This is a genomic window from Sporosarcina sp. ACRSL (assembly GCF_022346605.1).
Taxonomy (GTDB): domain Bacteria; phylum Bacillota; class Bacilli; order Bacillales_A; family Planococcaceae; genus Sporosarcina.
On the sequence record NZ_JAKRNT010000008.1, the window covers coordinates 118,243 to 141,023 of the forward strand.

General features: G+C 44.8%; 20 protein-coding genes, 1 other RNA gene and 1 other annotated feature. Of the genes, 19 read left to right on the forward strand and 2 right to left on the reverse strand.

Translation table 11 applies throughout. From position 1 onward, the window contains the following. Positions 1 to 15: 15 nt before the first annotated feature. Positions 16 to 1,551: an SH3 domain-containing protein gene (locus MHZ92_RS13015; RefSeq protein WP_239432151.1), complete on the reverse strand. Its 1,536-nt coding sequence runs from the start codon at positions 1,549 to 1,551 to the stop codon at positions 16 to 18. 117 nt (positions 1,552 to 1,668) lie between these two features. Further along, positions 1,669 to 1,903 (forward strand) — a binding site (T-box leader). 66 nt (positions 1,904 to 1,969) lie between these two features. On the opposite strand from MHZ92_RS13015, the gene hisS reads away from it, so the two are divergent. The 5 genes from hisS (at position 1,970) to MHZ92_RS13040 (ending at position 7,429) form a co-directional block, all read left to right on the forward strand. Continuing rightward, positions 1,970 to 3,241, forward strand: a complete 1,272-nt coding sequence (gene hisS / locus MHZ92_RS13020) for a histidine--tRNA ligase (protein ID WP_239432152.1) — start codon at positions 1,970 to 1,972, stop codon at positions 3,239 to 3,241. Between the two features lie 18 nt (positions 3,242 to 3,259). After that, positions 3,260 to 5,017, forward strand: a complete 1,758-nt coding sequence (aspS, locus tag MHZ92_RS13025; RefSeq protein WP_239432153.1) for an aspartate--tRNA ligase — start codon at positions 3,260 to 3,262, stop codon at positions 5,015 to 5,017. Between the two features lie 96 nt (positions 5,018 to 5,113). Then, positions 5,114 to 5,295, forward strand: a non-coding RNA gene (gene ssrS, locus MHZ92_RS13030) — 6S RNA. A gap of 95 nt (positions 5,296 to 5,390) precedes the next feature. Continuing rightward, positions 5,391 to 6,158 (forward strand): tRNA threonylcarbamoyladenosine dehydratase, encoded by a 768-nt coding sequence (locus tag MHZ92_RS13035; RefSeq protein ID WP_239432154.1) that lies wholly within the window; start codon positions 5,391 to 5,393, stop codon positions 6,156 to 6,158. A gap of 365 nt (positions 6,159 to 6,523) precedes the next feature. Continuing rightward, positions 6,524 to 7,429, forward strand: coding sequence for a chemotaxis protein (locus MHZ92_RS13040; protein WP_370644722.1), 906 nt, complete (start codon positions 6,524 to 6,526; stop codon positions 7,427 to 7,429). A gap of 58 nt (positions 7,430 to 7,487) precedes the next feature. On the opposite strand, the gene MHZ92_RS13045 is transcribed toward MHZ92_RS13040, so the two are convergent. Continuing rightward, the gene (locus MHZ92_RS13045) at positions 7,488 to 8,774 is read right to left on the reverse strand and encodes a replication-associated recombination protein A (RefSeq protein WP_239432156.1); all 1,287 of its coding nucleotides are present in this window, start codon (positions 8,772 to 8,774) and stop codon (positions 7,488 to 7,490) included. A 154-nt stretch (positions 8,775 to 8,928) separates the two neighbouring features. Between MHZ92_RS13045 and cymR the strand changes: the two genes are divergently transcribed. The 14 genes from cymR to MHZ92_RS13115 all read left to right on the forward strand — a co-directional run bounded on the left by cymR (position 8,929) and on the right by MHZ92_RS13115 (position 22,749). Continuing rightward, a complete protein-coding gene (gene cymR, locus MHZ92_RS13050; protein WP_239432281.1) occupies positions 8,929 to 9,348 on the forward strand; it encodes a cysteine metabolism transcriptional regulator CymR in 420 nt (139 codons plus the stop codon). Positions 9,349 to 9,367: 19 nt separating this feature from the next. Further along, positions 9,368 to 10,510, forward strand: coding sequence for a cysteine desulfurase family protein (locus MHZ92_RS13055; RefSeq protein WP_239432157.1), 1,143 nt, complete (start codon positions 9,368 to 9,370; stop codon positions 10,508 to 10,510). A gap of 20 nt (positions 10,511 to 10,530) precedes the next feature. Beyond that, positions 10,531 to 11,655: a tRNA 2-thiouridine(34) synthase MnmA gene (gene mnmA, locus MHZ92_RS13060; protein WP_239432158.1), complete on the forward strand. Its 1,125-nt coding sequence runs from the start codon at positions 10,531 to 10,533 to the stop codon at positions 11,653 to 11,655. Between the two features lie 12 nt (positions 11,656 to 11,667). Further along, the gene (locus MHZ92_RS13065) at positions 11,668 to 12,321 is read left to right on the forward strand and encodes a tetratricopeptide repeat protein (RefSeq protein ID WP_239432159.1); all 654 of its coding nucleotides are present in this window, start codon (positions 11,668 to 11,670) and stop codon (positions 12,319 to 12,321) included. A gap of 36 nt (positions 12,322 to 12,357) precedes the next feature. Then, a complete protein-coding gene (recD2, locus tag MHZ92_RS13070) occupies positions 12,358 to 14,811 on the forward strand; it encodes an SF1B family DNA helicase RecD2 (RefSeq protein WP_239432160.1) in 2,454 nt (817 codons plus the stop codon). A gap of 294 nt (positions 14,812 to 15,105) precedes the next feature. After that, complete coding sequence (gene alaS, locus MHZ92_RS13075) at positions 15,106 to 17,739, forward strand: alanine--tRNA ligase (RefSeq protein ID WP_239432161.1); 2,634 nt, start codon at positions 15,106 to 15,108, stop codon at positions 17,737 to 17,739. 81 nt (positions 17,740 to 17,820) lie between these two features. Beyond that, positions 17,821 to 18,093 (forward strand): IreB family regulatory phosphoprotein, encoded by a 273-nt coding sequence (locus MHZ92_RS13080; protein ID WP_060206092.1) that lies wholly within the window; start codon positions 17,821 to 17,823, stop codon positions 18,091 to 18,093. Continuing rightward, entirely contained in the window at positions 18,090 to 18,509 is a 420-nt protein-coding gene (ruvX, locus tag MHZ92_RS13085; RefSeq protein ID WP_239432162.1) for a Holliday junction resolvase RuvX, read from the forward strand. The genes MHZ92_RS13080 and ruvX overlap by 4 nt, the downstream gene beginning before the upstream one ends. 11 nt (positions 18,510 to 18,520) lie before the next feature. Further along, positions 18,521 to 18,811, forward strand: a complete 291-nt coding sequence (locus tag MHZ92_RS13090) for a DUF1292 domain-containing protein (protein WP_239432163.1) — start codon at positions 18,521 to 18,523, stop codon at positions 18,809 to 18,811. 98 nt (positions 18,812 to 18,909) lie between these two features. Beyond that, on the forward strand, positions 18,910 to 20,028 hold the full coding sequence (mltG, locus tag MHZ92_RS13095) for an endolytic transglycosylase MltG (protein WP_239432164.1): 1,119 nt from the start codon (positions 18,910 to 18,912) through the stop codon (positions 20,026 to 20,028). 29 nt (positions 20,029 to 20,057) lie between these two features. Beyond that, positions 20,058 to 20,699, forward strand: coding sequence for an O-methyltransferase (locus tag MHZ92_RS13100; RefSeq protein ID WP_239432165.1), 642 nt, complete (start codon positions 20,058 to 20,060; stop codon positions 20,697 to 20,699). A gap of 32 nt (positions 20,700 to 20,731) precedes the next feature. Continuing rightward, positions 20,732 to 21,370: a uridine kinase gene (gene udk / locus MHZ92_RS13105; protein ID WP_239432166.1), complete on the forward strand. Its 639-nt coding sequence runs from the start codon at positions 20,732 to 20,734 to the stop codon at positions 21,368 to 21,370. 101 nt (positions 21,371 to 21,471) lie between these two features. Then, positions 21,472 to 21,948 carry a transcription elongation factor GreA gene (greA, locus tag MHZ92_RS13110; RefSeq protein WP_239432167.1) on the forward strand — a complete coding sequence of 159 codons (477 nt, stop codon included), beginning with the start codon at positions 21,472 to 21,474 and terminating at the stop codon, positions 21,946 to 21,948. Positions 21,949 to 22,011: 63 nt separating this feature from the next. Next, on the forward strand, positions 22,012 to 22,749 hold the full coding sequence (locus MHZ92_RS13115; protein WP_239432168.1) for a YrrS family protein: 738 nt from the start codon (positions 22,012 to 22,014) through the stop codon (positions 22,747 to 22,749). The last annotated feature ends 32 nt before the right edge of the window (positions 22,750 to 22,781 follow it).

Sequence of the window (22,781 nt, forward strand, 5' to 3'; positions counted from 1 at the left end):
CCATCGTGTCTCTTTTTAGTTCGCATCGAAAAAATCAAGCAATCCTTGATAAATTCCGTGTGTTGCCTGCTCACGGAACATATCGGTCGTCAAAATTCTCTCTTCTGAAGGATTTGATAAAAATCCTAACTCAATAAGAACGGCATTTTTACGATTCTCCCGCAATACTAGGAAGTTCGCAGGCTGTGCTCCCCGGTTCCTCAAGCTGATCGTTGAGGCTAGTCCATCATTGAGGGAAGCTGCAAGCGATTTTTGATTGCCGTGCGTGTAATACGTCGTGAAACCTGTGATTGAACTGTCTGGATTCGCATCATAATGGAGACTTATGAAAGCGTCCGCGTCCGATTGTAAACTGACTGCGACACGTTTTCGTAACGAGACATATGTATCCGATTCACGTGTCATCACAACATTCGCTCCTGCTGCCTTCAGCTTGGCAGACAACAATTCCGCCGTCATCAACGTCAGCTGTTTCTCATCAGTTCCTTGGGCTCCTGTCGTGCCACGGTCATTGCCGCCATGACCTGCATCGACAACGATAGTAAGTCCATTTAACGTCCCTGGCGTCCTTGTGGTTTTCTTCTCGCCAGTCTGATCTGCCCTTGCGATTTCACCTGTCGAAACGACCCATTTGGCGATGAACGCCGTCTCTCCAGTAGAAAGTGAAACATTGTACCAATCGCCTTCTTCACCAATGACCGTCAACTTCTCACCAGCGTTTGCTCTCGTCACGATTGAAGATGAGGTCGTTGCAGAAGACCGGATATTGGTCCCATTCGTTAATACGGTCACTTTTTTACCGGATGCAGTCGCATTGCTGCCTGTTTCGTTTATCTCGCTGAATGTGCCATGGAATGAATAGACCCAGCCCGACGATTTCTTTCCTAATGAAAGACGAACCCAGTTCCCATCGATCTCTTCAACGGGGTAGGATTCCCCTTTTCGGATTAAACCGACTTTTTTTGAAGATAAATCAGGTTCTTTTCTTACATTCAGCCCGTCGACAGACACTGTGAACTGCTCGGGATCCTCCACTTCAGGTTTATGTACTGTTCCAGTTTGTTCTTTTTCACTTTGCGGAACTACGGTGATGTAATCGGTATGTACCCAACCGTCAATACCATTTTTGACGATAGAAGCCCATTCCCCTTGGCGCCCTGTCATCACGACCGATTCTCCGGCATTCAACTGTCCAATGACAGCTGCGCTTAATGAAGGACCAGTTCTGATATTTAGAGTGTTCACTTTTGATACGGCTGTCATTTCCCCAAGAGCCGTCGTTTCCTCACTTACGACTAGCCATGACGCAATCCAACCTTTGCCCGCTCCGTATTTGATCTCATGCCAGTCGCCTGATGTGGACAGCACTTCCGCGCGTTCCCCTTTCTTCATAGAGCCGGTCACGGGATATGTAAGGCCGGGACCAGAACGGACATTCAGGGATTTTGTATTGATGATGACCGTTTCACCTTTCGCGGAAATTATCGGCATCTCGAAAACTATCGAAGCGAGAAGGATGATAGCTAGAATCCATTTGCTAAATTTCGACAAACTATCACTCTCCCTTTTTTCCATTGTAGAAGGTTTACAAAGAAAAAACCACAATGAAATGAAAAAGGTTGACACTTTGTGAATGAATGGCTAAGATTAGTTTTAATCTTACACAACTATTTGCCGAAGACATGGAAAGTAACTTTATTGCAGGCTGACAAGAGAGGGGCGGACGTGGCTGAAATCCACCCTACAGACGGATAGAGTGAACAACACCATCGAGGCTCCGTGCTGAACAAGCAATCTTCAGTAGGTACGGACGGAACCGGCCGTTATCCGGGTACGAGTGGGCATGCAATTTGTGCCAATTTGGGTGGAACCGCGGAAGCTACTATAAGCTCTCGTCCCTTGTATTGACAAGGGATGGGGGCTTTTTTTAGTTTCCATGGAAATGAAAAGTGAAAGAAGGGGAAGTCAAATGAATTTCAAAGTGCCAAGAGGGACGCAAGACATCTTGCCTTCCGAATCATGGAAATGGCAGCAAGTCGAATCAATTATCCGCGATGTATGTGACAATTACCGTTACAAAGAAATACGTACGCCGATCTTCGAGCAGACCGAATTGTTTCAACGGACAGTAGGGGATACTACCGATATTGTAACGAAAGAAATGTACACATTTACAGACCGCGGAAACCGTTCAATGACGCTTCGTCCAGAAGGAACAGCTCCGGTCGTCCGTTCATTCGTCGAAAATAAAATGTTCGGTTATCCCGATCAGCCTGTCAAACTTTACTATCAAGGGCCAATGTTCCGATATGAACGTCAACAAGCTGGGCGTTATCGTCAATTTGTCCAGTTTGGAGTAGAAGCAATCGGCAGTGCAGATCCGGCAATCGACGCCGAAGTGATTGCTTTAGCATTGGATGTCTACAAACGATCAGGATTGACAGATGTGAAGCTTGTTCTGAATTCTTTAGGAGACAGTGAGTCAAGGAATGCACACCGGGATGCACTCGTTGCACATTTCACACCTCAAATCGGGGAATTGTGCAGTGATTGCCAATCACGTCTTGAGAAAAATCCGCTCCGTATCCTTGACTGCAAAGTGGACCGGGAGCATCCTTTAATGGAAACTGCACCGTCACTTTCAGATTATTTGAATGAACAATCCGCATCGTATTTTGAAAAGGTGAAAGGCTATTTGGACGATGTTGGCATTTCTTATGAACTTGATCCGAACCTTGTTCGCGGCCTTGATTATTACAATCATACTGCTTTTGAAATAATGAGCACTGCGGCAGGCTTCGGGGCAATTACGACACTATGCGGCGGTGGCAGGTACAACGGCCTTGCGGAAGAAATTGGTGGACCATCCGCGCCTGGCATTGGTTTTGGAATGAGCATTGAACGACTTCTGCTCGCTCTTGAAGCGGAAGGAAAGTCGTTTACACAAGAACGTGAACTTGAAGTCTATATCGTCACGCTTGATGAGAAGGCTCACCGAAAAGGCTTCAAACTATTAAACGAATTAAGAAATGCCGGCGTTCGTGCAGATATGGACTATATGGACCGGAAAATGAAAGCCCAAATGAAATCGGCAGATCGATTCAATGCGAAAGCGGTCTTTGTCATCGGAGAAGATGAGGTTGAAGGGAATACAGTCCAGTTGAAAAACATGGCTGACGGCTCCCAAGAAACGATCGAAGATGGCGCGATTATTGAAAAACTAAAAGAACAGTTGAAATAAGGAAGGTAGATGAACGATATGCAACGGACACATTATTGCGGGCAATTGACTGAGGAAGTCATAGGCCAGAAGGTTACATTACAAGGTTGGGTACAGAGAAGACGGGATTTAGGCGGTCTGATTTTCATTGATTTACGGGATCGTGAAGGAATAGTCCAGGTCGTTTTCAATCCAGATTTCTCAAGTGAAGCGCTTGAAATTGCCGAAACAGTGCGCAATGAATATGTCATAGAAGTGACAGGAAATGTTGTTGAGCGTGAAGAGAGTCAGAAGAACCCCAAATTGAAAACCGGCTCAATTGAAGTGCATGTGGAAAACATACACATCATCAACGAAGCGAAAACACCTCCATTTATTATCGAGGATGAAACGGATGTCAATGAAGAGATTCGATTGAAATACCGTTACTTGGACCTCCGCCGTCCGCAACTTGCTCGTGTATTTAAAATGCGTTCGGACATTTCGAAGACAGTCCGTAATTTCCTCGACGGGGAAGGATTCGTGGAAGTGGAAACGCCAATTTTAACGAAGTCGACACCAGAAGGGGCACGGGACTATCTCGTACCGAGCCGCGTGCATGAAGGTGAATTTTATGCTTTGCCGCAATCACCACAACTGTTTAAACAAATGCTGATGGTGTCCGGTTTCGACAGATACTATCAAATTGCACGCTGTTTCCGTGATGAGGACCTCCGTGCAGACCGTCAACCTGAATTTACGCAAATCGATATGGAAATGAGTTTCATGTCGATCGAAGATATTATGGAATTGAATGAACGTCTCATGAAAAAAGTGATGAAGGACGTTAAAGGAATTGACATCGAAATTCCATTCAAGCGTATGCCGTATGATGAAGCGATGGCACGTTTCGGTTCAGATAAACCCGACACTCGCTTTAGCATGGAGTTGCAGGACGTATCCGATATCGTAAAAGATTCTTCTTTCAAAGTATTTGCAGGTGCTGTTGAAGCTGGTGGTCAAGTGAAAGCGATCAACGTAAAAGGCGCTTCAGATAAATACTCGCGAAAAGATATCGATGCGTTAGGTGAATATGCAGCTCGTTATGGAGCAAAAGGGCTTGCTTGGTTGAAAGTTGACGCGGATGGTTTGAAAGGTCCAATTGCAAAATTCTTTGAAGGGGATGCTGGAGTTGCTTTGACGAATGCTCTTACTGCAGAGCCGGGCGACCTTCTATTATTCGTCGCTGATAAAAAATCAGTAGTGGCGGATGCATTAGGAGCACTACGATTGAAACTTGGTAAAGAGTTGAATCTCATTGACGAGACACAATTCAACTTCCTATGGGTGACAGATTGGCCTCTATTCGAATATGACGAAGAGGAAGGGCGCTATTATGCAGCCCATCACCCGTTCACAATGCCAGCTGACGTGGATGGACTGGAAACAGATCCAAGCGGCGTCAAAGCCCAAGCATATGACCTCGTTTTAAATGGTTATGAGCTTGGCGGTGGATCGCTCCGGATCTACCAACGCGCTGTCCAAGAGAAGATGTTCAAGGCACTTGGTTTCACTGTCGAACAAGCACGCGAACAATTTGGATTTTTGCTCGACGCTTTTGAATACGGCACGCCTCCACACGGCGGCATTGCATTCGGATTGGACCGCATCGTCATGTTATTATCCGGTTCGACAAATCTCCGTGATACCATCGCATTTCCGAAAACTGCGAGTGCTAGCGATCTGCTGACAGAAGCTCCGAGCCAAGTGGATAGCTCACAACTTTCCGAGTTGGGGATTTCTATCCAGTCGAAATGAGTAGAATTTGACAAGCGTTTGAAACAAAAATGTAATCTATTGCAGCAGTAAAATCGTTGAACGCATTTCTCGTCTATGGTAGTATACAAGTAATAACGAATCCTGAAGTGTACGTTGTTTGCAAATCAGTTTTGACCGAACATATTTATCGTAGGGAGCTCTCATTCTGTTTTGGATGGAATGCCCTAATAAGGGACTTCAGAAAAAACTGATGGAGCACCCACCTGCTGAGTGCGGGTTCAAAACGATACTACAAAGACGGCACATTCGGGATTCGTTCACTGCTTTTTACAATTTTGGTAGACTATATCCCCCTCTTGCGTTATTGCGGAGGGGTTTTATTTTGATTTGAATACGGAAGGGCGGAATACCATTGTTACACCAATTTTCACGGAATGAACTTGCCATCGGTAAGGAAGGCGTCGAACGTATGCGAAATACGACGGTCGCTATACTAGGAGTCGGGGGCGTTGGTTCATTTGCAGCCGAAGCATGCGCACGTAGCGGCGTTGGCAGGATCATTCTTATTGATAAAGACACTGTCGATATTACAAACGTCAACCGTCAACTTGTTGCAACCTTGTCTACAATCGGCCGATCAAAAGTGGAAGTGATGAAGGAACGCATTCATGATGTAAATAAAGATTGCGAAGTGATTGGCCTTCATATGTTCTACACGGAAGAGACATACGAAGAAATCTTTGGTTATGCTCCGGATTACGTCATCGATGCATCTGATACAATCAGTTATAAAATTCATCTTATTAAGGAATGTGTCTCAAGAGGGATCAAAATCATTTCATGCATGGGTGCTGCGAACAAACTGGACCCGACCCGCTTTCAAATAGCGGACATTTCCAAAACACATACGGATCCGATTGCTAAAGTGATCAGACTCCGATTGAAAAAAGAAGGCATTAAAAAAGGAGTCCCTGTAGTGTTTTCGGATGAAAGTCCAATTGTCGTCAGAGAAGACGTCGTCGGTACAGTCGGTAAGCCCGATGCGCAAATCCGCAAAGCGAAAATGCCGCCCTCCTCAAACGCCTACGTTCCATCCGTCGCAGGCTTAGTCTGCGCCAGCTGGGTCCTCAACGACATCGTAAAAGATATCTACGTTGAAAGAGTGAAGGACAAGAAGTAAGTACAAGCTGTTTCCCTGTTGACTAGGGAAACGGCTCAGACTGCAGGCTAACACCCAAAGAATTTGGTGTTTGTCTGTAGTCTTTTTTCTTTTAAAAAAGAGGTGAAACTATAAATATTGATTTCCGGCAGTGCCGGTGCTCGTAACGCTACGCTTTTACTCGCAAAAGCCGTTCTTCGTGACGGCTTTCGCTGTTCGATTGGCTGAGGCGACGCCCGCGGAAAGGGAGCCGTTCTGTCGATTTTCGTTCTAAAAATAGTCTTGTTCCATCATTCCCCAACTGCTACAATTATTTTATAGGAATATCATCATAGAACGAATGTAACAAATGTGCTTACATATAGAAATCGGAAGGAATGAAACCATTGCATAAACAGGATGGAATCTTACTCGAAAGCGGAACGAACGAACTCGAAATCGTAGAATTTCAAATGGGGCAGAACCGCTACGGCATCAACGTTATCAAAGTGAAGGAAATCATCCTGCCTACCCCCATAACATTTATCCCACACGCCCATCCGTCCATTGAAGGAATCATTCAGCTCCGAGGAGCTGTCCTTCCCGTTATTAACATGGAAAAAGTGATGGGGCTGCCGGAAACAATCGGGAAGAACGAAGGGAAATATATCGTCGCTGCTTTCAATAAACAAGAAGTTGTTTTCCATGTCCATGAAGTCGCGCAAATCCATCGTGTATCTTGGGACCAGATCGAAAAACCTGCAGATTTATATTCAAGTGACGCCTCCCAAGTCATCGGGGTTATCAAGCGGGACAAAGACATGCTCCTATTGCTAGACTTTGAGAAAATAGTCGTCGACATCAACCCGGAAAGTGGCATTCAAGTCGAAGAGGTTCGCAAGCTTGGGCTAAGGGAGCGATCCAACAAAAAGATTCTGATTGCAGAAGATTCCCCTTTACTTCGCAAGTTATTAAGCGATACGTTAACGGAAGCAGGCTATGGTAATATCGAGTTTTTTGAAAATGGAAAAGACGCATTAGATTTCTTGGAAAGCCTTGTCGCCAACGGGAAAATAGTTTCAGATGAAATTCAGCTCGTCATTACCGATATTGAAATGCCGCAAATGGATGGACATCATTTCACTAAACGGATTCGCGAAAATGAAAAACTTGCAATGCTTCCGGTCATCATTTTTTCTTCATTGATCACGGATGAACTAAAACATAAAGGGGTCAGTGTCGGAGCGAATGATCAAGTAAGTAAACCAGAAATAGCGGAACTTGTATTAAAAATGGATCAGCATATTTTATAATAAGGAAAAGCACCTCCCCTCAAGGCCGGGATGGTGCTTTTGTACGTTACGTATGTTATTATTTTTCCTTCTTGAATTCCTTCAATCTTTCATAAATGGCTGCTAACCTTTTTTCTTCTCCCGCAATAACAGGCTCATAATACTCTTCGTTTTGGATCTTATCTGGCAAGTATTGCTGGTTTACCCAGCCGCCGAAAGAACCGATCGGTGTGTCATGTGGGTATCGATACCCTTCATGCCCGAGTGCCGCTGCTCCTGCATAATGTGTGTCTCGCAAGTGAAAGGGGATGTCTCCCGTTTTTCCTTCGTTGATTGCTCTGACCGCGGCATCAATCGCCTTATACGCAGAATTTGATTTAGAAGCAAGACACATTTCAATGACAGCATTCGCCAATGGAATGCGCGCTTCCGGCATGCCGAGCCGAACAGCGGCTTCCGTTGCGGCAAGCACATGTGGGCCTACTTCAGGTGCAGCCAAGCCGATGTCTTCATAAGCCATGACGAGCAAGCGGCGAGAGACGGCGACGAGATCGCCTGTTTCAAGCAAATTGGCTAAATAGAAGATCGCCGCATTCACATCACTGCCTCGCACAGACTTCTGCAATGCAGATAACAGATTATAATGATGCGATCCCTTCTTATCGCCAACGAGGCCGATTCTTCCAATTAGATTTTCAATAAGCCAATCTTCCACGACAATTTTGCCGTCTTCGTCATCGCTCGCTGAAATGACCGATTCTAATAATGTGAGCGCTTTTCTCGCATCTCCATTCGTTCCATCGGCGATTTTTTGAATTTGGTCATCCGTCATTTCAATTGTCATTTTACCAAGACCGCGATGTTCATCATGCAATGCACGTCTCAACAATTCGACGAGATCCTGTGGCTCGAGCCGGTTCAATTGGAGGATTTCCCCGCAACGCGACCTAATTGCCGGATTTACATCGTGGAAGGGGTTTTCCGTAGTTGCACCAATTAAGATGATAGAGCCTTTTTCGACATGGGGCAGCAGCGTATCTTGCTGCAGTTTATTGAAACGATGGATTTCATCGAGGAATAGAATGACTTTTCCAGTGATCCGCGCTTCCGCAACGACATCTTCAACATCTTTTTTTCCTGAAACTGTCGCGTTCAATGCAATAAAAGGCAACTGGCTCGTTCCGGCAATCGCATATGCCATTGATGTTTTTCCGATGCCAGGTTCTCCGTACAACAACATGGATGGAACATGCCCTTTGCTGATCATCCGATAGAGCGCTGTATCTTTACCGATAATATGTTGCTGTCCAACGACTTCGTCTATCGTTTTAGGTCTCATTCGAAATGCTAGTGGTTCATTATGCATCCAATCACTCCCCCGTACATCCGTTCCTTTATTATACACGACCAAATGCAGGAAGTCATTTGAAGGTAGCTGTAACAGCAGTTATGCTATAATATTTTGAAGTGTATTGATGAAATACGAAGTTGAAAAGTCGAGAAAAGGACGTTGGTTATATATGAGGATTTCTACGAAAGGTCGCTATGGGCTGACTGTCGTTGTAGAACTTGGTAAAAAGTATGGGGAAGGTCCTCTTCCCTTGCGGAAAATCGCGGAAGAGCATAATTTGTCGGAAGCCTATTTAGAACAGCTCATCCCGGCATTGCGAAATAGCGGTATTGTGAAAAGTGTTCGGGGGGCGTACGGCGGATACAAACTTGCGAAGCCACCGAGTGATATTACAGCGGGAGACGTAATTCGTTTGCTCGAAGGCCCGATACAAGTCGTTGAAGGCATTGACGATGACAATCTGCCGCAACAGTCATTATGGAACCGTATCGGCGAAGCCATTCGCGAAGTTTTGGATACGACGACAATAAAAGATTTAGTCGACTCTGATGAATCTACAGGGCTCGATGGATATATGTTCTATATTTAACCTTCAAAGGGGTATTAGTATGCAAACAATTTATTTGGACCATGCAGCAACTACACCGATCCATCCGGAAGTGAGTGCTGCCTATGTAAATGCAATGGATACTGTATTTGGCAATCCTTCAAGCATCCATAGCTTCGGGCGGACTTCCCGTAAACTTTTGGATGACGCCCGGAAGACGATAGCGGAAGCAATCCATGCCGAACCGACTGAAATTATTTTCACGTCTGGTGGTACGGAAGCTGATAACATCGCTATTTTTGGAACCGCCTCGGCAATGAAGGAAAAAGGCAACCATATTATTACGACTGCGATAGAACATCATGCCGTTTTAAATTCATGCAAGGAATTGGAAAAAAACGGCTTTCGTGTCACCTATTTGCCAGTCGATGAAAATGGGCAAATAACTGTAGGTCAAGTAGCTGATGTACTAACCGATCAAACAGTGCTCGTGACAATTATGTACGGCAATAACGAAGTAGGGACCATACAGCCGATTAAGGAAATTGGAGAACTATTAAAAGACCATCAAGCCGTTTTCCATACGGATGCCGTCCAAGCATTCGGAATACTGAAATTGGATGTACAAGAATTGCAAGTCGATTTGTTGAGCGCTTCCGCCCATAAACTGAACGGACCAAAAGGGGTCGGTTTTCTGTATCAACGGAAAGGCCTTCAGACGACACCGCTTCAATTTGGTGGGGAGCAGGAACGGAAAAGACGTGCAGGAACGGAAAATGTTCCAGCTATCGTCGGCTTTGCTGAAGCTGTGAACATAGCCCAGAAAGAAATGGAAGCAAATTCTGTAAAATATAACCGCTACCAAACAATCTTGAGTGAAGTTTTTGAGCGGGAAGGAATCGCTTTCGAAGTGAATGCAAAAGAAGCGAATCGGCTTCCGCATGTTGTGAACTTCAGCTTCCCAGGAACTGAAATCGAATCATTGCTCGTGAATTTAGACATGGCAGGCATCGCTGTTTCGAGCGGTTCAGCATGCACAGCTGGATCCCTTGAGCCGTCGCATGTATTATCTGCAATGTGGGGCAGTGAATCTCCAAAATTGCGAAATTCAGTGCGTTTCAGCTTCGGCCTTGGTCTCGATGAACAGACGATTGCTGAAGTGGCGAGCAAAACTGCAGAAATTGTTAAGCGGCTTGTGAAATGAATGATAAAGGATGAAAAGATATGAGAACTACAAATAAACCAATATCCGAAACGAGGGTAGTTGTCGGCATGTCTGGCGGGGTCGACTCGTCAGTCGCTGCACTGCTACTGAAGGAACAAGGATATGAAGTCATTGGGATCTTCATGAAAAACTGGGATGATACGGATGAATTCGGCGTCTGTACAGCAACTGAAGATTATGAAGATGTCATCAGCGTATGTAATGAAATAGGAATTCCATATTATGCGGTCAATTTTGAACAGCAATATTGGGATAAAGTTTTTACTTATTTCCTAGATGAATACAAAGCCGGACGAACTCCGAACCCGGACGTCATGTGTAACAAAGAGATAAAATTCAATGCCTTCTTAGACCATGCAATGAGTCTCGGCGCAGATTTCCTAGCGACAGGGCATTATGCACAAGTCGTCGAAACGGATGAAGGAGTTGCCATGCTAAGAGGGAAAGATGCAAACAAAGACCAAACGTACTTCCTCAACCAACTGACTCAGGAACAATTGCAAAAAGTCATTTTCCCGATCGGTGGTCTCGATAAATCGGAAGTCCGTCAAATTGCTGAGCGGGCTGGGTTAACAACTGCTAAGAAAAAAGATTCCACAGGCATTTGCTTTATCGGTGAAAGGAACTTCAAGGAATTTCTTGGACACTATTTGCCAGCACAGCCGGGTGACATGAAAACGATGGATGGAAAAACCGTCGGTAAGCATGATGGCCTCATGTATTACACAATCGGCCAACGTCATGGGTTAGGAATTGGCGGCTCAGGCGAACCATGGTTCGTACTTGGGAAAGACTTGAAGGAGAACACATTGCTCGTCGGACAAGGTTTCCATCATGAAGCACTTTATTCCGACAGCTTGACAGCGACAAATGTTAGCTTCGCGACTGCTCGGACATTGCCGGCTACTTTTGAATGCACGGCCAAATTCCGTTACCGTCAACCTGATACGAAAGTGACCGTCGAAGTAACGGGAGATGGTCAAGCGAAAGTCATTTTTGCAGAACCGGTCCGGGCAATCACCCCGGGACAAGCAGTCGTCTTCTATGATGGTGAAGAATGTCTAGGTGGGGGAACGATCGACACTGTCGTGAAAAATGGTGTACAACTAGATTACGTAGGATGAGAGGAACGGCTTATGAAATACAATGAAATAGGAATCAAAGCCCTGAAGGACGGGGAATTTGAAAAGGCAATTGAAGCATTCATGAAGGCAGCAGAGGAGGAGCCAGACAATCCGGTCGGTTATATTAATCTTGGAAATGTTTTCGCTTCTGCAGGTGACACGGAGAGGGCTGAACGTTTTTTCCAGAAGGCGATTAGTTTGGATGAAAATGCGGGCTCCGCACTTTATGGATTAGGCAATCTCTATTATACGAATGATCGGTTCGAGGAGGCTGCTAAAATCTATGAAAAGGCCATACGTGCCGGACTGAATGAAGCAGATGCTTATTTCATGCTTGGCAAGAGCTTGAAACATTCGGATCAATTTAAACTCGCATTGCCGTATTTCCAAAGAGCGGCCGAGCTTGCGCCTAATGATCTAGAGATCCGTTTGGCCTATGGGATCCTCCTTGCCGAAATGGAACTTTTTGAAGAGGCAAGGAAGGAATTAGTGTTTGTTTTACAGAAAGACGATGAGAATACAGACGCCCATTATAATTTAGGTGTGCTTTATGCTGTCTCTACCGATCAGAAAGACGATGCACTTTTCCATTTGGAAAAGGCATTCACAATTGAACCGGAACATACGCAAGCTCGATATATTTACGATATGATCAAATTAGGTTAATTTCCAAAATGGACGGATACACAAGGCGGTGATCGTATGGCTGAAGGGAAAGGGAATAATGAAGCGATTTTCATCGTTGGACGACCTGTCGTAACCATTTTCCACAATCCTGATAATCTCTTTTCCATCGTGAAAATGAAAATTAGTAAAACGAATAGTGGCTATGAAGACAAAGAAATCGTCATAAAAGGAAACTTCCCGCCACTCGCGAACGAAGATGACTACAGGCTGACGGGGAGACTTGTGAATCATGCCACTTATGGACAGCAGTTCGACGTCCATACGTTTACGAAAGAGATGCCTGAAACCGAAACAGGAATCGTCCATTATTTATCCGGTGATCTCTTCCCTGGAATCGGCAGGAAAACTGCCGACACGATCGTCAAAACATTAGGCAAAGACGCCATTACACTTATATTAGAAAACCCTTCTGTACTGGATAGAGTGCCAAAGCTTTCGGAAGAACGGAAGGAGACGCTCGTTAAAGTTTTGCAGGAAAATCTCGGCTTGGAACGGAGTATGGTCCAATTGAATGACTGGGGATTCGGACCCCAGCTTTCAATGAGGATCTACCAAACGTATCGAGAAGAAGCTGTTGAACTGTTGAAAGAGAATCCGTACAGACTCATCGAGGACGTGGAGGGGATTGGGTTCCAGCGTGCGGATGAATTGGGAAGGCAATTAGGGATAACAGGAAAACATCCTTCTCGTGTGAAAGCCGCTATTCTCCATACGATGAATCAAGGTGTACAGTCAGCTGGCCATGTTTATTTACTGGCAGATACTGTGTTGCCCGAAGTGAAAAGGTTGCTTGAAACGAGCCAATCAGAAGAAATCTCTTTCGATCACATTTCTAAATGTGTCATTGAGTTGGTGGAGGAAGGAAAGCTTTGCGGCGAAGGGAAAAGGCTGTATATCCCTTCTCTTTACTTTTCAGAAATCGGTATAGCCTCTAAATTGGAAAGGATTATGGAGAATGATTTTTCCGATAAGTTTCCGGTTTCCGAAATCCGCAAGGCGATCGGTGAAGCGGAGGAAAGGCTAGGCGTCAATTATGCCGAAACCCAAGTGGCGGCAATTGAAAAGGCGCTTCACTCGCCTGCCATGATTTTGACAGGAGGACCTGGAACAGGAAAAACAACGGTCATCCGTGGATTGGTGGAAGTGTTCGCTGAGTTGCATGGGCTTTCACTCGACCCGAAAGTATATGTTGAAAAAGAAGAGACGTTTCCAATCGTTTTAGCGGCTCCTACGGGTCGTGCTGCAAAAAGGATGTCGGAGTCGACAGGGCTGCCGGCAATGACGATTCATCGGCTTCTCGGTTTCAATGGCCAAGAGAAGGATGATGCAATCGGAAGGGAAGTGGAAGGAAGGCTCATTATCATCGATGAGATGTCCATGGTCGATACTTGGCTCGCCCATCAGCTCCTGAAAGCATTGCATGATGATATACAAGTCCTTTTTGTAGGGGACCAAGATCAGCTTCCGCCTGTCGGTCCAGGTCAAGTGTTGAAAGATATGCTTGAGTCGAAAAAAATTCCTGTCGTGGAGCTTGTTGAGATCTATCGCCAGAGTGCCGGGTCGACGATAATCGAAATGGCGCATATGATCAAAAATGCGAAATGGACGGATGACATCACGCGGAAAACATCCGATCGCTCTTTCATCAAGGCAAACGGTGATCAAATCCTCGAAGTCGTAGAACAGGTTATCAAAAACGCTATTTCGAAAGGTCATCACATCAAAAACATCCAAGTGCTCGCTCCTATGTATAAAGGACCAGCAGGAATCGATGGATTGAACAAGATGATCCAACAAATGGTGAATCCGCCGGGACCTAATCGGAAAGAAGTCGTTTTTGGGGAAGCGGTCTATCGAATCGGAGACAAAGTACTCCAGCTCGTCAATCAGCCTGAAAGCAACGTATTCAATGGAGATATGGGCGAAGTCATCTCGATCATCAAGGCGAATGAGACCGTCGATAAAAAAGAATTGCTGATCGTCTCCTATGATGGCATCGAAGTGGAATATGAACGGAACGACTTGAACCAAATCACCTTGGCTTATTGCTGTTCCATCCATAAATCACAAGGAAGTGAATTTCCGATTGTCGTCATGCCAGTCGTTCGAGGGTATAGGAAGATGCTTCGTAAAAATCTGTTGTACACAGGAATTACGAGAGCAAAAAACTTCCTAATTCTTTGCGGTGAGCCGGAAGAATTCAAAATCGGCATTAATCGGACGGACGAACTAGAGCGTCAGACAACATTGAAAGACCGGCTACGGAAGGAATTCGTTGCGGAAATCAGTGACGAAGCCGTGGAAGCCGAGCCGATTGACGCCCAACAATCGGACGTAGTGGTGTCCGATGAGGAGACGCCAGAAAGTCTGAAAGAATTCAAGCTGACGATGGAGACGATATTTGGAATCGATCCAATGATTGGAATGCAAGGTGTCAGCCCTTATGATTTTTCAGAAGTGATGGATTGACATGTGGATAGCGATTCCCTATAATCCTAAGTATCATATGAAATTCGATGACGGAGAAAGTACGCCTACCGCCATGTTCAGAAAGGATTCCCAAGGCTGCAAGGATTCCCATGGTCGTTTGCCGGAAAGCTACTCCTGAGAGCAACTAACACTTGCCGTTAGCCGCGTTATGGCTTCTTGAGATACCGACGATGTCGGTAAATTAGGGTGGTACCACGAAAAATCTTCGTCCCTTGTACAGGGGCGGGGATTTTTTTGTTTAGGCAATGAATGATTATTAAAGGAGGAAAACTCATGAAAAAATTAACAGCATCTGAAATTAGAAAAATGTTTCTTGACTACTTCAAAGAGCACGGCCATAGCGAAGAACCATCGGCTCCACTCGTCCCAATCGATGATCCTTCACTACTATGGATTAACAGCGGAGTCGCAACACTGAAAAAATACTTTGACGGACGAGTCGTGCCGGTAAATCCACGTATCGTCAACGCACAGAAATCCATCCGTACGAACGATATCGAAAATGTCGGAAAAACTGCACGTCATCATACATTCTTCGAAATGCTCGGTAACTTCTCAATTGGCGACTATTTCAAAGAAGAAGCGATCATCCGGGCATGGGATTTCCTGACGAACGAAAAGTGGATCGGCTTCGATCCAGAAAAACTTTCCGTAACGGTTCATCCGGAAGATGATGAAGCATACGCAATTTGGAGAGATAAAATCGGCATTCCAGAAGAACGCATCATCCGCTTGGAAGGGAACTTCTGGGATATCGGTGAAGGTCCAAGTGGCCCGAACTCCGAAATTTTCTATGACCGCGGTCCTGCATTCGGAGACGATTTCTCGGATCCTGAATTGTACCCGGGCGGCGAAAACGAACGTTATTTGGAAATTTGGAATTTGGTGTTCTCCGAATTCAACCATAATCCGGATCATACGTACACACCTCTTCCTAAGAAAAACATCGATACTGGAATGGGACTTGAACGGATTACTTCCGTAATCCAGGAAGTGCCAACCAACTTTGACACAGACCTGTTCATGCCGATCATCCACTCTGTTGAAAAAATGTCTGGGGAAACGTATGGCAAGGACGAAGTGAAAGATACGGCATTCAAAGTCATTGCGGATCATATCCGGACAGTTGCGTTCGCAATCGGCGACGGGGCATTACCTTCCAACGAAGGAAGAGGGTATGTAATGCGGAGATTATTACGCCGCGCTGTTCGGTTCGCTAAACAATTGGGTATTAATAAACCGTTCATGTACGAACTTGTCCCTGTCGTCGGAGAAGTGATGCAAGACTTCTATCCTCAAGTAAAAGAAAAAGAATCTTTCATCATGAAAGTCATTAAGAACGAAGAAGAGCGATTCCACGAAACATTGAACGAAGGATTAGCCATTTTGAATGGAGTTATTGAAAAAGCGAAGGCTGCAGGTGACAGAAGTGTGTCAGGTGCGGATGCGTTCAAGCTATATGATACGTATGGCTTCCCTTTCGAACTGACAGAGGAATTTGCAGAAGAAGCTGGTGTTACAGTCGACCGGGCTGGATTCGACGAAGAAATGGACAATCAGCGTAAACGTGCAAGGGCTGCACGACTGGATGTTGATTCAATGCATGTTCAATCGGAAGTGCTTGGCAATATCCATGAACCAAGCGAATTCATCGGCTATGATCAATTATCTTGTGAAACAACAATTAATGCACTTTTGCATAATGGCGAGCTGGTTGCACATGCTTCTGAAGGCGATGAAATCCAATTCATTCTTGAACGCACACCTTTTTATGCGGAAAGTGGCGGGCAAATCGCAGACAAAGGTACTGTTTCAAGCGATTCATTCATCGTAGATGTAAAAGACGTAAAAAAGGCACCGAATGGTCAGCATTTACATACGGCAATTGTTCGTTCCGGTGAAATAGCGAACAATGCAGAAGTTTTTGCTGAAGTAAATGCGGAATCGCGTAAAATGACGATTAAAAACCATACGGCAACACATCTTCTTCATAAAGCATTGAAGACTGTACTCGGTGAGCATGTGAATCAGGCAGGCTCATATGTCGGCCCTGATCGTCTTCGATTCGACTTCTCCCATTTTGGGCAAGTGACGAAGGAAGAACTTGAAAAGATCGAAGAAATCGTCAATGAAAAAATTTGGGCGGATATCAATGTCCAAATCGAACAGAAACCGATCGATGAAGCAAAAGAGATGGGAGCAATGGCTTTATTCGGTGAAAAATACGGAGATATCGTCCGTGTCGTTTCAGTTGGCGATTACTCGATTGAGTTATGCGGCGGATGCCATGTACCGTCTACTTCGGCTATCGGATTGTTCAAGATTGAATCGGAAGGCGGTATCGGTGCTGGAACTAGACGGATTGAAGCGGTAACGGGTCAAGAGGCATACCGTTCATTTAAGAAAGAAGAGGCTCTTCTTACTGAAGCTGCGGCACTTTTGAAGTCTAATCCTAAAGACATCGTGACGAAAGTGGGCGCCTACTTATCCGAAATGAAAGAGCTGCAACGGGAAAACGAATCGCTTTCTGCTAAACTTGGCAATAGCCAACTGACGGACATCATTGCATCTGCACAACAAATTGACGATGTAACAGTTCTTTCTGCTAGAGTGGATGTGAAAGATAATAATGCCTTACGACAAATGATTGATGAATTGAAGCAAAAGGTGAGTAAAGGTGTAATCGTACTCGGGGCGGCAACTGACGAAAAAGTTTTGTTAGCAGCAGGTGTGACAGAAGATTTGAAAAATGGGAACTTCCATGCAGGGAAAATCGTCAATCATGTAGCATCTCTCTGTGGCGGTAAGGGCGGAGGTCGTCCGGACATGGCGATGGCGGGTGCGAAGGATACATCTAAACTTGATGAAGCACTCCATTCCGTGTATGATTATGTCAAATCCGTTTAAGCGGAAATGGATGTCGGGTATAGAGTAAGTGGGAAAGGTATCCGATTTGCAAACGGACGATTGGAAAGCGGGGTGTCGACTATGAATTCATACGACAAGACGATGAAGTTCAACTTTCCTGAAGAATCGATGGAGCAAGAAGTGAAACAGGTCATGCTACATGTGCACAAAGCGCTGGAAGACAAGGGCTACAATCCTATCAACCAAATTGTCGGTTACCTCTTATCGGGCGACCCGGCTTACATCCCTCGCCACTACGAAGCACGTAACCTCATCAGGAAGTTGGAGAGGGACGAGATTCTCGAGGAATTGGTGAAGTTTTATATCCGTGAAAACGGAGGTAAAACGAATTGAGGGTAATGGGATTGGATGTCGGATCCAAAACGGTCGGTATTGCAATCAGCGATGCGCTTGGGTGGACAGCCCAAGGCATCGAAACGATTAAAATTGATGAAAGTGCCGGCCAATTTGGCATGTCCAGAATTCAGGAGCTTGTAACTGAATACGCTGTCACCTCATTTGTAGTCGGATATCCAAAAAACATGAATAACTCCGTTGGTCCGAGAGGGGAAGCTTCCATTCGATTCGCTGAAATGTTGAAAGAGGCGTTTGGACTGCCTGTTACGCTATGGGATGAGCGTTTAACGACGATGGCGGCAGAACGGATGTTAATCGAAGCTGATGTCAGCAGGAAAAAAAGGAAGACGGTCATCGATAAGATGGCTGCAGTCATGATACTCCAAGGGTATCTTGATTCAAAAAATAGATGAGGTGATTAACAATGGAACATGGACAAGAAACAATGACAGTCGTAGACGAGCACGGTGAAGAGCATGTATGTGAAGTCATCTTTACATTTGAATCGGAAGATTTCGGAAAGTCATATGTCCTCTATCATATTTTAGGTGAAGAAGTGGACGATGACGAAGAAGTTGAAATTCACGCTTCAGCTTTCATTCCGTCTGAGGACAACGAAGATGGGGAACTATTGCCAATCGAAACTGATGAGGAATGGGACATGATCGAAGAAATGCTAAACACATTCCTTGCAGAAGACGAGGACGAAGAATAATTCATATGTGCACGGACGGAATGGTGCAGGCCATTCCGTCTTTTCACTGTGTTGAACCTTTTAGAAGATAGAAATTGTTCTGAATGAGGTGATGCTGGATGGATAATAGTTCGAAAAAGGATCAGATGTTCGAAAAGATGCTAGAGCAGAAAAAAGAAGTGAAAATCGTCAGGCGTATCGTATTTGTTGTCGCGCTCGTTCTTATTATCGGCGGCCTAATTGGGGGTCGAGCTGTTTATAAATACATAAGTGAGGCTCTTCAACCGGTCGACCCGAACTCGGAAGAAGTAATAGAAGTGGAAATTCCGATTGGATCGGGATTAACATCGATTGCGGAAACGTTGGAAGAAAAAGGGCTAATTAAAGACGCAAGGATCTTTAAGTATTATGCAAAGTTCAACAATGAATCGCAGTTCCAGGCAGGTTCCTACGGTCTGACGAAAGCAATGACATTGGATGAATTGATCGAAAGCCTCAAGACGGGGAAAGTCTACAGGACACCAGTGTTCACGATGACAATTCCTGAAGGGTTAACGTTGAAACAGATTGCTGCCATTGTGGAAAAGCGGACAGGCATACCTGAAAAAGAGTTTTTGGACTACGTCAATGATGAGCAGACAATTATAGATCTGATGGGAAGGTATCCGAACATTTTAACCGATGAGATTTTGGGAGAAGATGTAAGATATCCGTTGGAAGGGTATTTATTCCCTGCAACGTATCCATTTTATGAGGAAAAGCCTACAATCGACACGGTCGTTACAACGATGTTGGATGCAACGTCTGATAACGTAACACCTTATTTTGCATATTTGGAAAGCAACGAGAAGTCCGTCCATTGGCTGCTCACCTTCGCAAGCCTCCTTGAAAGGGAAGCGACGGCGAAAGCCGATCGGGAAACAATCGCCAGCGTCTTTTACAATCGGATGGAAATAGGGATGCCATTGCAGACGGATCCGACCGTGTTATACGCTTTAGGAGAACATAAAGGTCGGGTTTTGCTTGAAGACTTGAAAGTTGAGGATCCGTATAATACGTATATGCACACAGGCCTCCCTCCTGGTCCAATTGCAAATGCCGGAAAATCTTCGATAGAAGCTGTCGTAGACCCATCAATTACAGACTATTTTTATTTCCTAGCGGATGAGGATGGGAAAAACCATTTTGCGAAGACGTATGAGGAGCATTTGAAAAACAAGCAATTATATATCGATTGATCGACACAAACAGATTGGAAGTGTCTTGAATGGAAGACTTTGAAACATATATTTCGAAGCTACGTGAAGCCGACAGTCCATTGGTCCGTGAAATGGAGGAGTTCGCTGCTGAACAGAGAATTCCAATCATGGATCGAAGTGGAATCGAGACCTTCATCGGACTGCTTCGAATCCAACGTCCGAAGCTAATACTTGAAATCGGGAGCGCAATAGGATATTCTGCTATCCGGATGGTTTCTGCTTTAAAGGTGGCTTCTGTCGTTACGATTGAGCGGGATAATGAGCGATATGCAAAGGCTGTGGAATATATTAATCGAAGCGGTTTTGGAGACAGGATTACAATCATCGAAGGAGACGCCCTCCTACTGCCCGATGAATCGCTTCCGAATTTGCAATATGATGCCCTATTCATCGATGCAGCGAAAGGGCAATATAAACGATTCTTTGAAAAATATTCCGAGCATGTAGCGGAGGGCGGCATTATTTATTGCGATAATATGTTCATGCATGGCGCAGTGATGATTCCGGATGAAGAAGTGCCGAAACGGAATCGGACAATGATTCGCAATTTGAAGGAATTTACTTCATGGGTCATGAAGCATCCAAACTATGAAACGTCATTGCTGCCGGTCGGCGATGGAATCCTGGTTGCTGTAAAAAAGAGGGACTGAGCAAGAACCCTGTATTTGTGGGAGGAAAAGAAATGGATAGGAGAAAACCTCTTGTCATCGGCATTGCCGGTGGTTCGGGATCAGGGAAGACGAGTGTCACGAACCGAATTTATGACGTATTCAAAGAGCATTCGGTTGTCGTCATAGAACAAGATTATTATTACAAAGATCAATCTCATCTTGAGTTTGAAGAAAGATTGCAAACGAATTATGATCATCCGCTTGCATTTGATACAGATTTATTGATTGAACATATCGGGAAGCTACTCAATCGGGAAATAATTGAAAAACCGGTCTACGATTATGCCCTCCATACGAGATCGGATCAGAAAATACTGATTGAACCAAAAGATGTCATCATTTTGGAAGGGATTCTCGTATTGGAGGATGAAAGGCTCCGGGAATTAATGGACATTAAGCTTTTTGTCGATACAGACGCGGATTTACGCATCATTAGACGCCTCATGAGGGACATTCATGAGCGGGGGCGAACGATTGAATCGGTCATTGAACAATACTTATCGGTTGTCCGTCCGATGCACAATCAATTCATCGAACCAACAAAGCGATATGCGGATATTATCATTCCTGAAGGCGGTCAAAATGAGGTTGCCATCGACCTGATGGTCACGAAAATAAAAACAATTCTTGAATATGGAACGAAATTGTAATATGATGAAGTCAGAATTCAATATAAATGAGACTATGTCGCATACCTCTAGCAGGAGCGGCATAGTGTTTTTATGAACAGGAATATGAGGAGTGTTGTATGATGGTATCAGAGAAAAAGTATCCGATGACTGCATCGGGGAAGAAGAAACTCGAAGAGGAACTGGAATATCTTAAAACCGTAAAACGCAAGGAAGTCGTGGAGCGTATTAAAATTGCACGAAGCTATGGGGACCTTTCGGAAAACTCGGAGTATGATTCCGCAAAAGAAGACCAGGCATTTGTCGAAGGGAAAATTTCTACTCTGGAATCGATGATCCGCAATTCCGTCATCATTACAGAAGACGAAATGAACACCGATGAAGTACAACTTGGGAAAACGGTTACATTTAAAGAATTGCCAGACGGAGATGAGGAAACTTATACAATCGTCGGCTCGGCGGAAGCAAACCCAATTGAAGGATTGATCTCCAACGATTCACCAATTGCAAAAGGTTTAATTGGTCGCAGTAAAGGCGATGAAGTGAAAATCTTAACTCCTGGTGGGGAAATGTCGGTCGTTATTGTTGAAATTAAGTGACCTCTATGGCCGCCTTCGAATGAGGGCGGCCTTTCTAATTTATGCTGATAGGGGGAAAGCTGGATGAAAGGGAATGATCCAAGGTACTCGCGTGTCAATCGAAAGAAAATGCGCAACCGGAGCAATCAGCTTTTGAATATAATGATCGGTCTTGTCGTCTTACTCATTATCATTGTCGGCGCTTCCATCATTACCGGGAATAATGATAAAGATGAAAAAGGGAGCTCCTCTGAAATACAGGATATCGAAGAATCGGGTTCTATCGATAGCAAATCGGGGAAAGATGAAAACGAATCTGATCGATCCAATGACGGAAATAGTTCAACTGAAGTTGCTAACGACGAAGGTGAGGAAGAGGAAGAGGAAGAGGAACAGTCTTCTAATGGAAACGAAGAATCCGGCGGATCTGACAGCAATGATGAAAATGCTGATGACGATGAAGAGGAGCAAGATTCTGTTATCATCGTTCCGGATAATGACGATATCATCATAGAAACTGTCATCAATCCTGCATGGAAGCCGATCGGTACTGTTCAAACGGGAGCACACGAGTCAAAGTATGATGTTAATCATGTTGACTGGAATGAGAAGAAAAAGGCTATCGCATACGCGACAGGACATTCTGAAGAAGGATTGATTTACTGGAAGATTAAAAACGGCGGAAGTCCGCAGAAATCGATCGGAATCGTTTCAACGAGAGACAAATCAGAGAAATACCGCGTTTATCTTGAATGGGTCGATGGAGAGGGTTGGAAGCCTGTACAAATGGATATTTTAAATACATTGGATTTTGATTATTGAACAGGTGCCTAAGCGCACCTGTTTATTCGGAG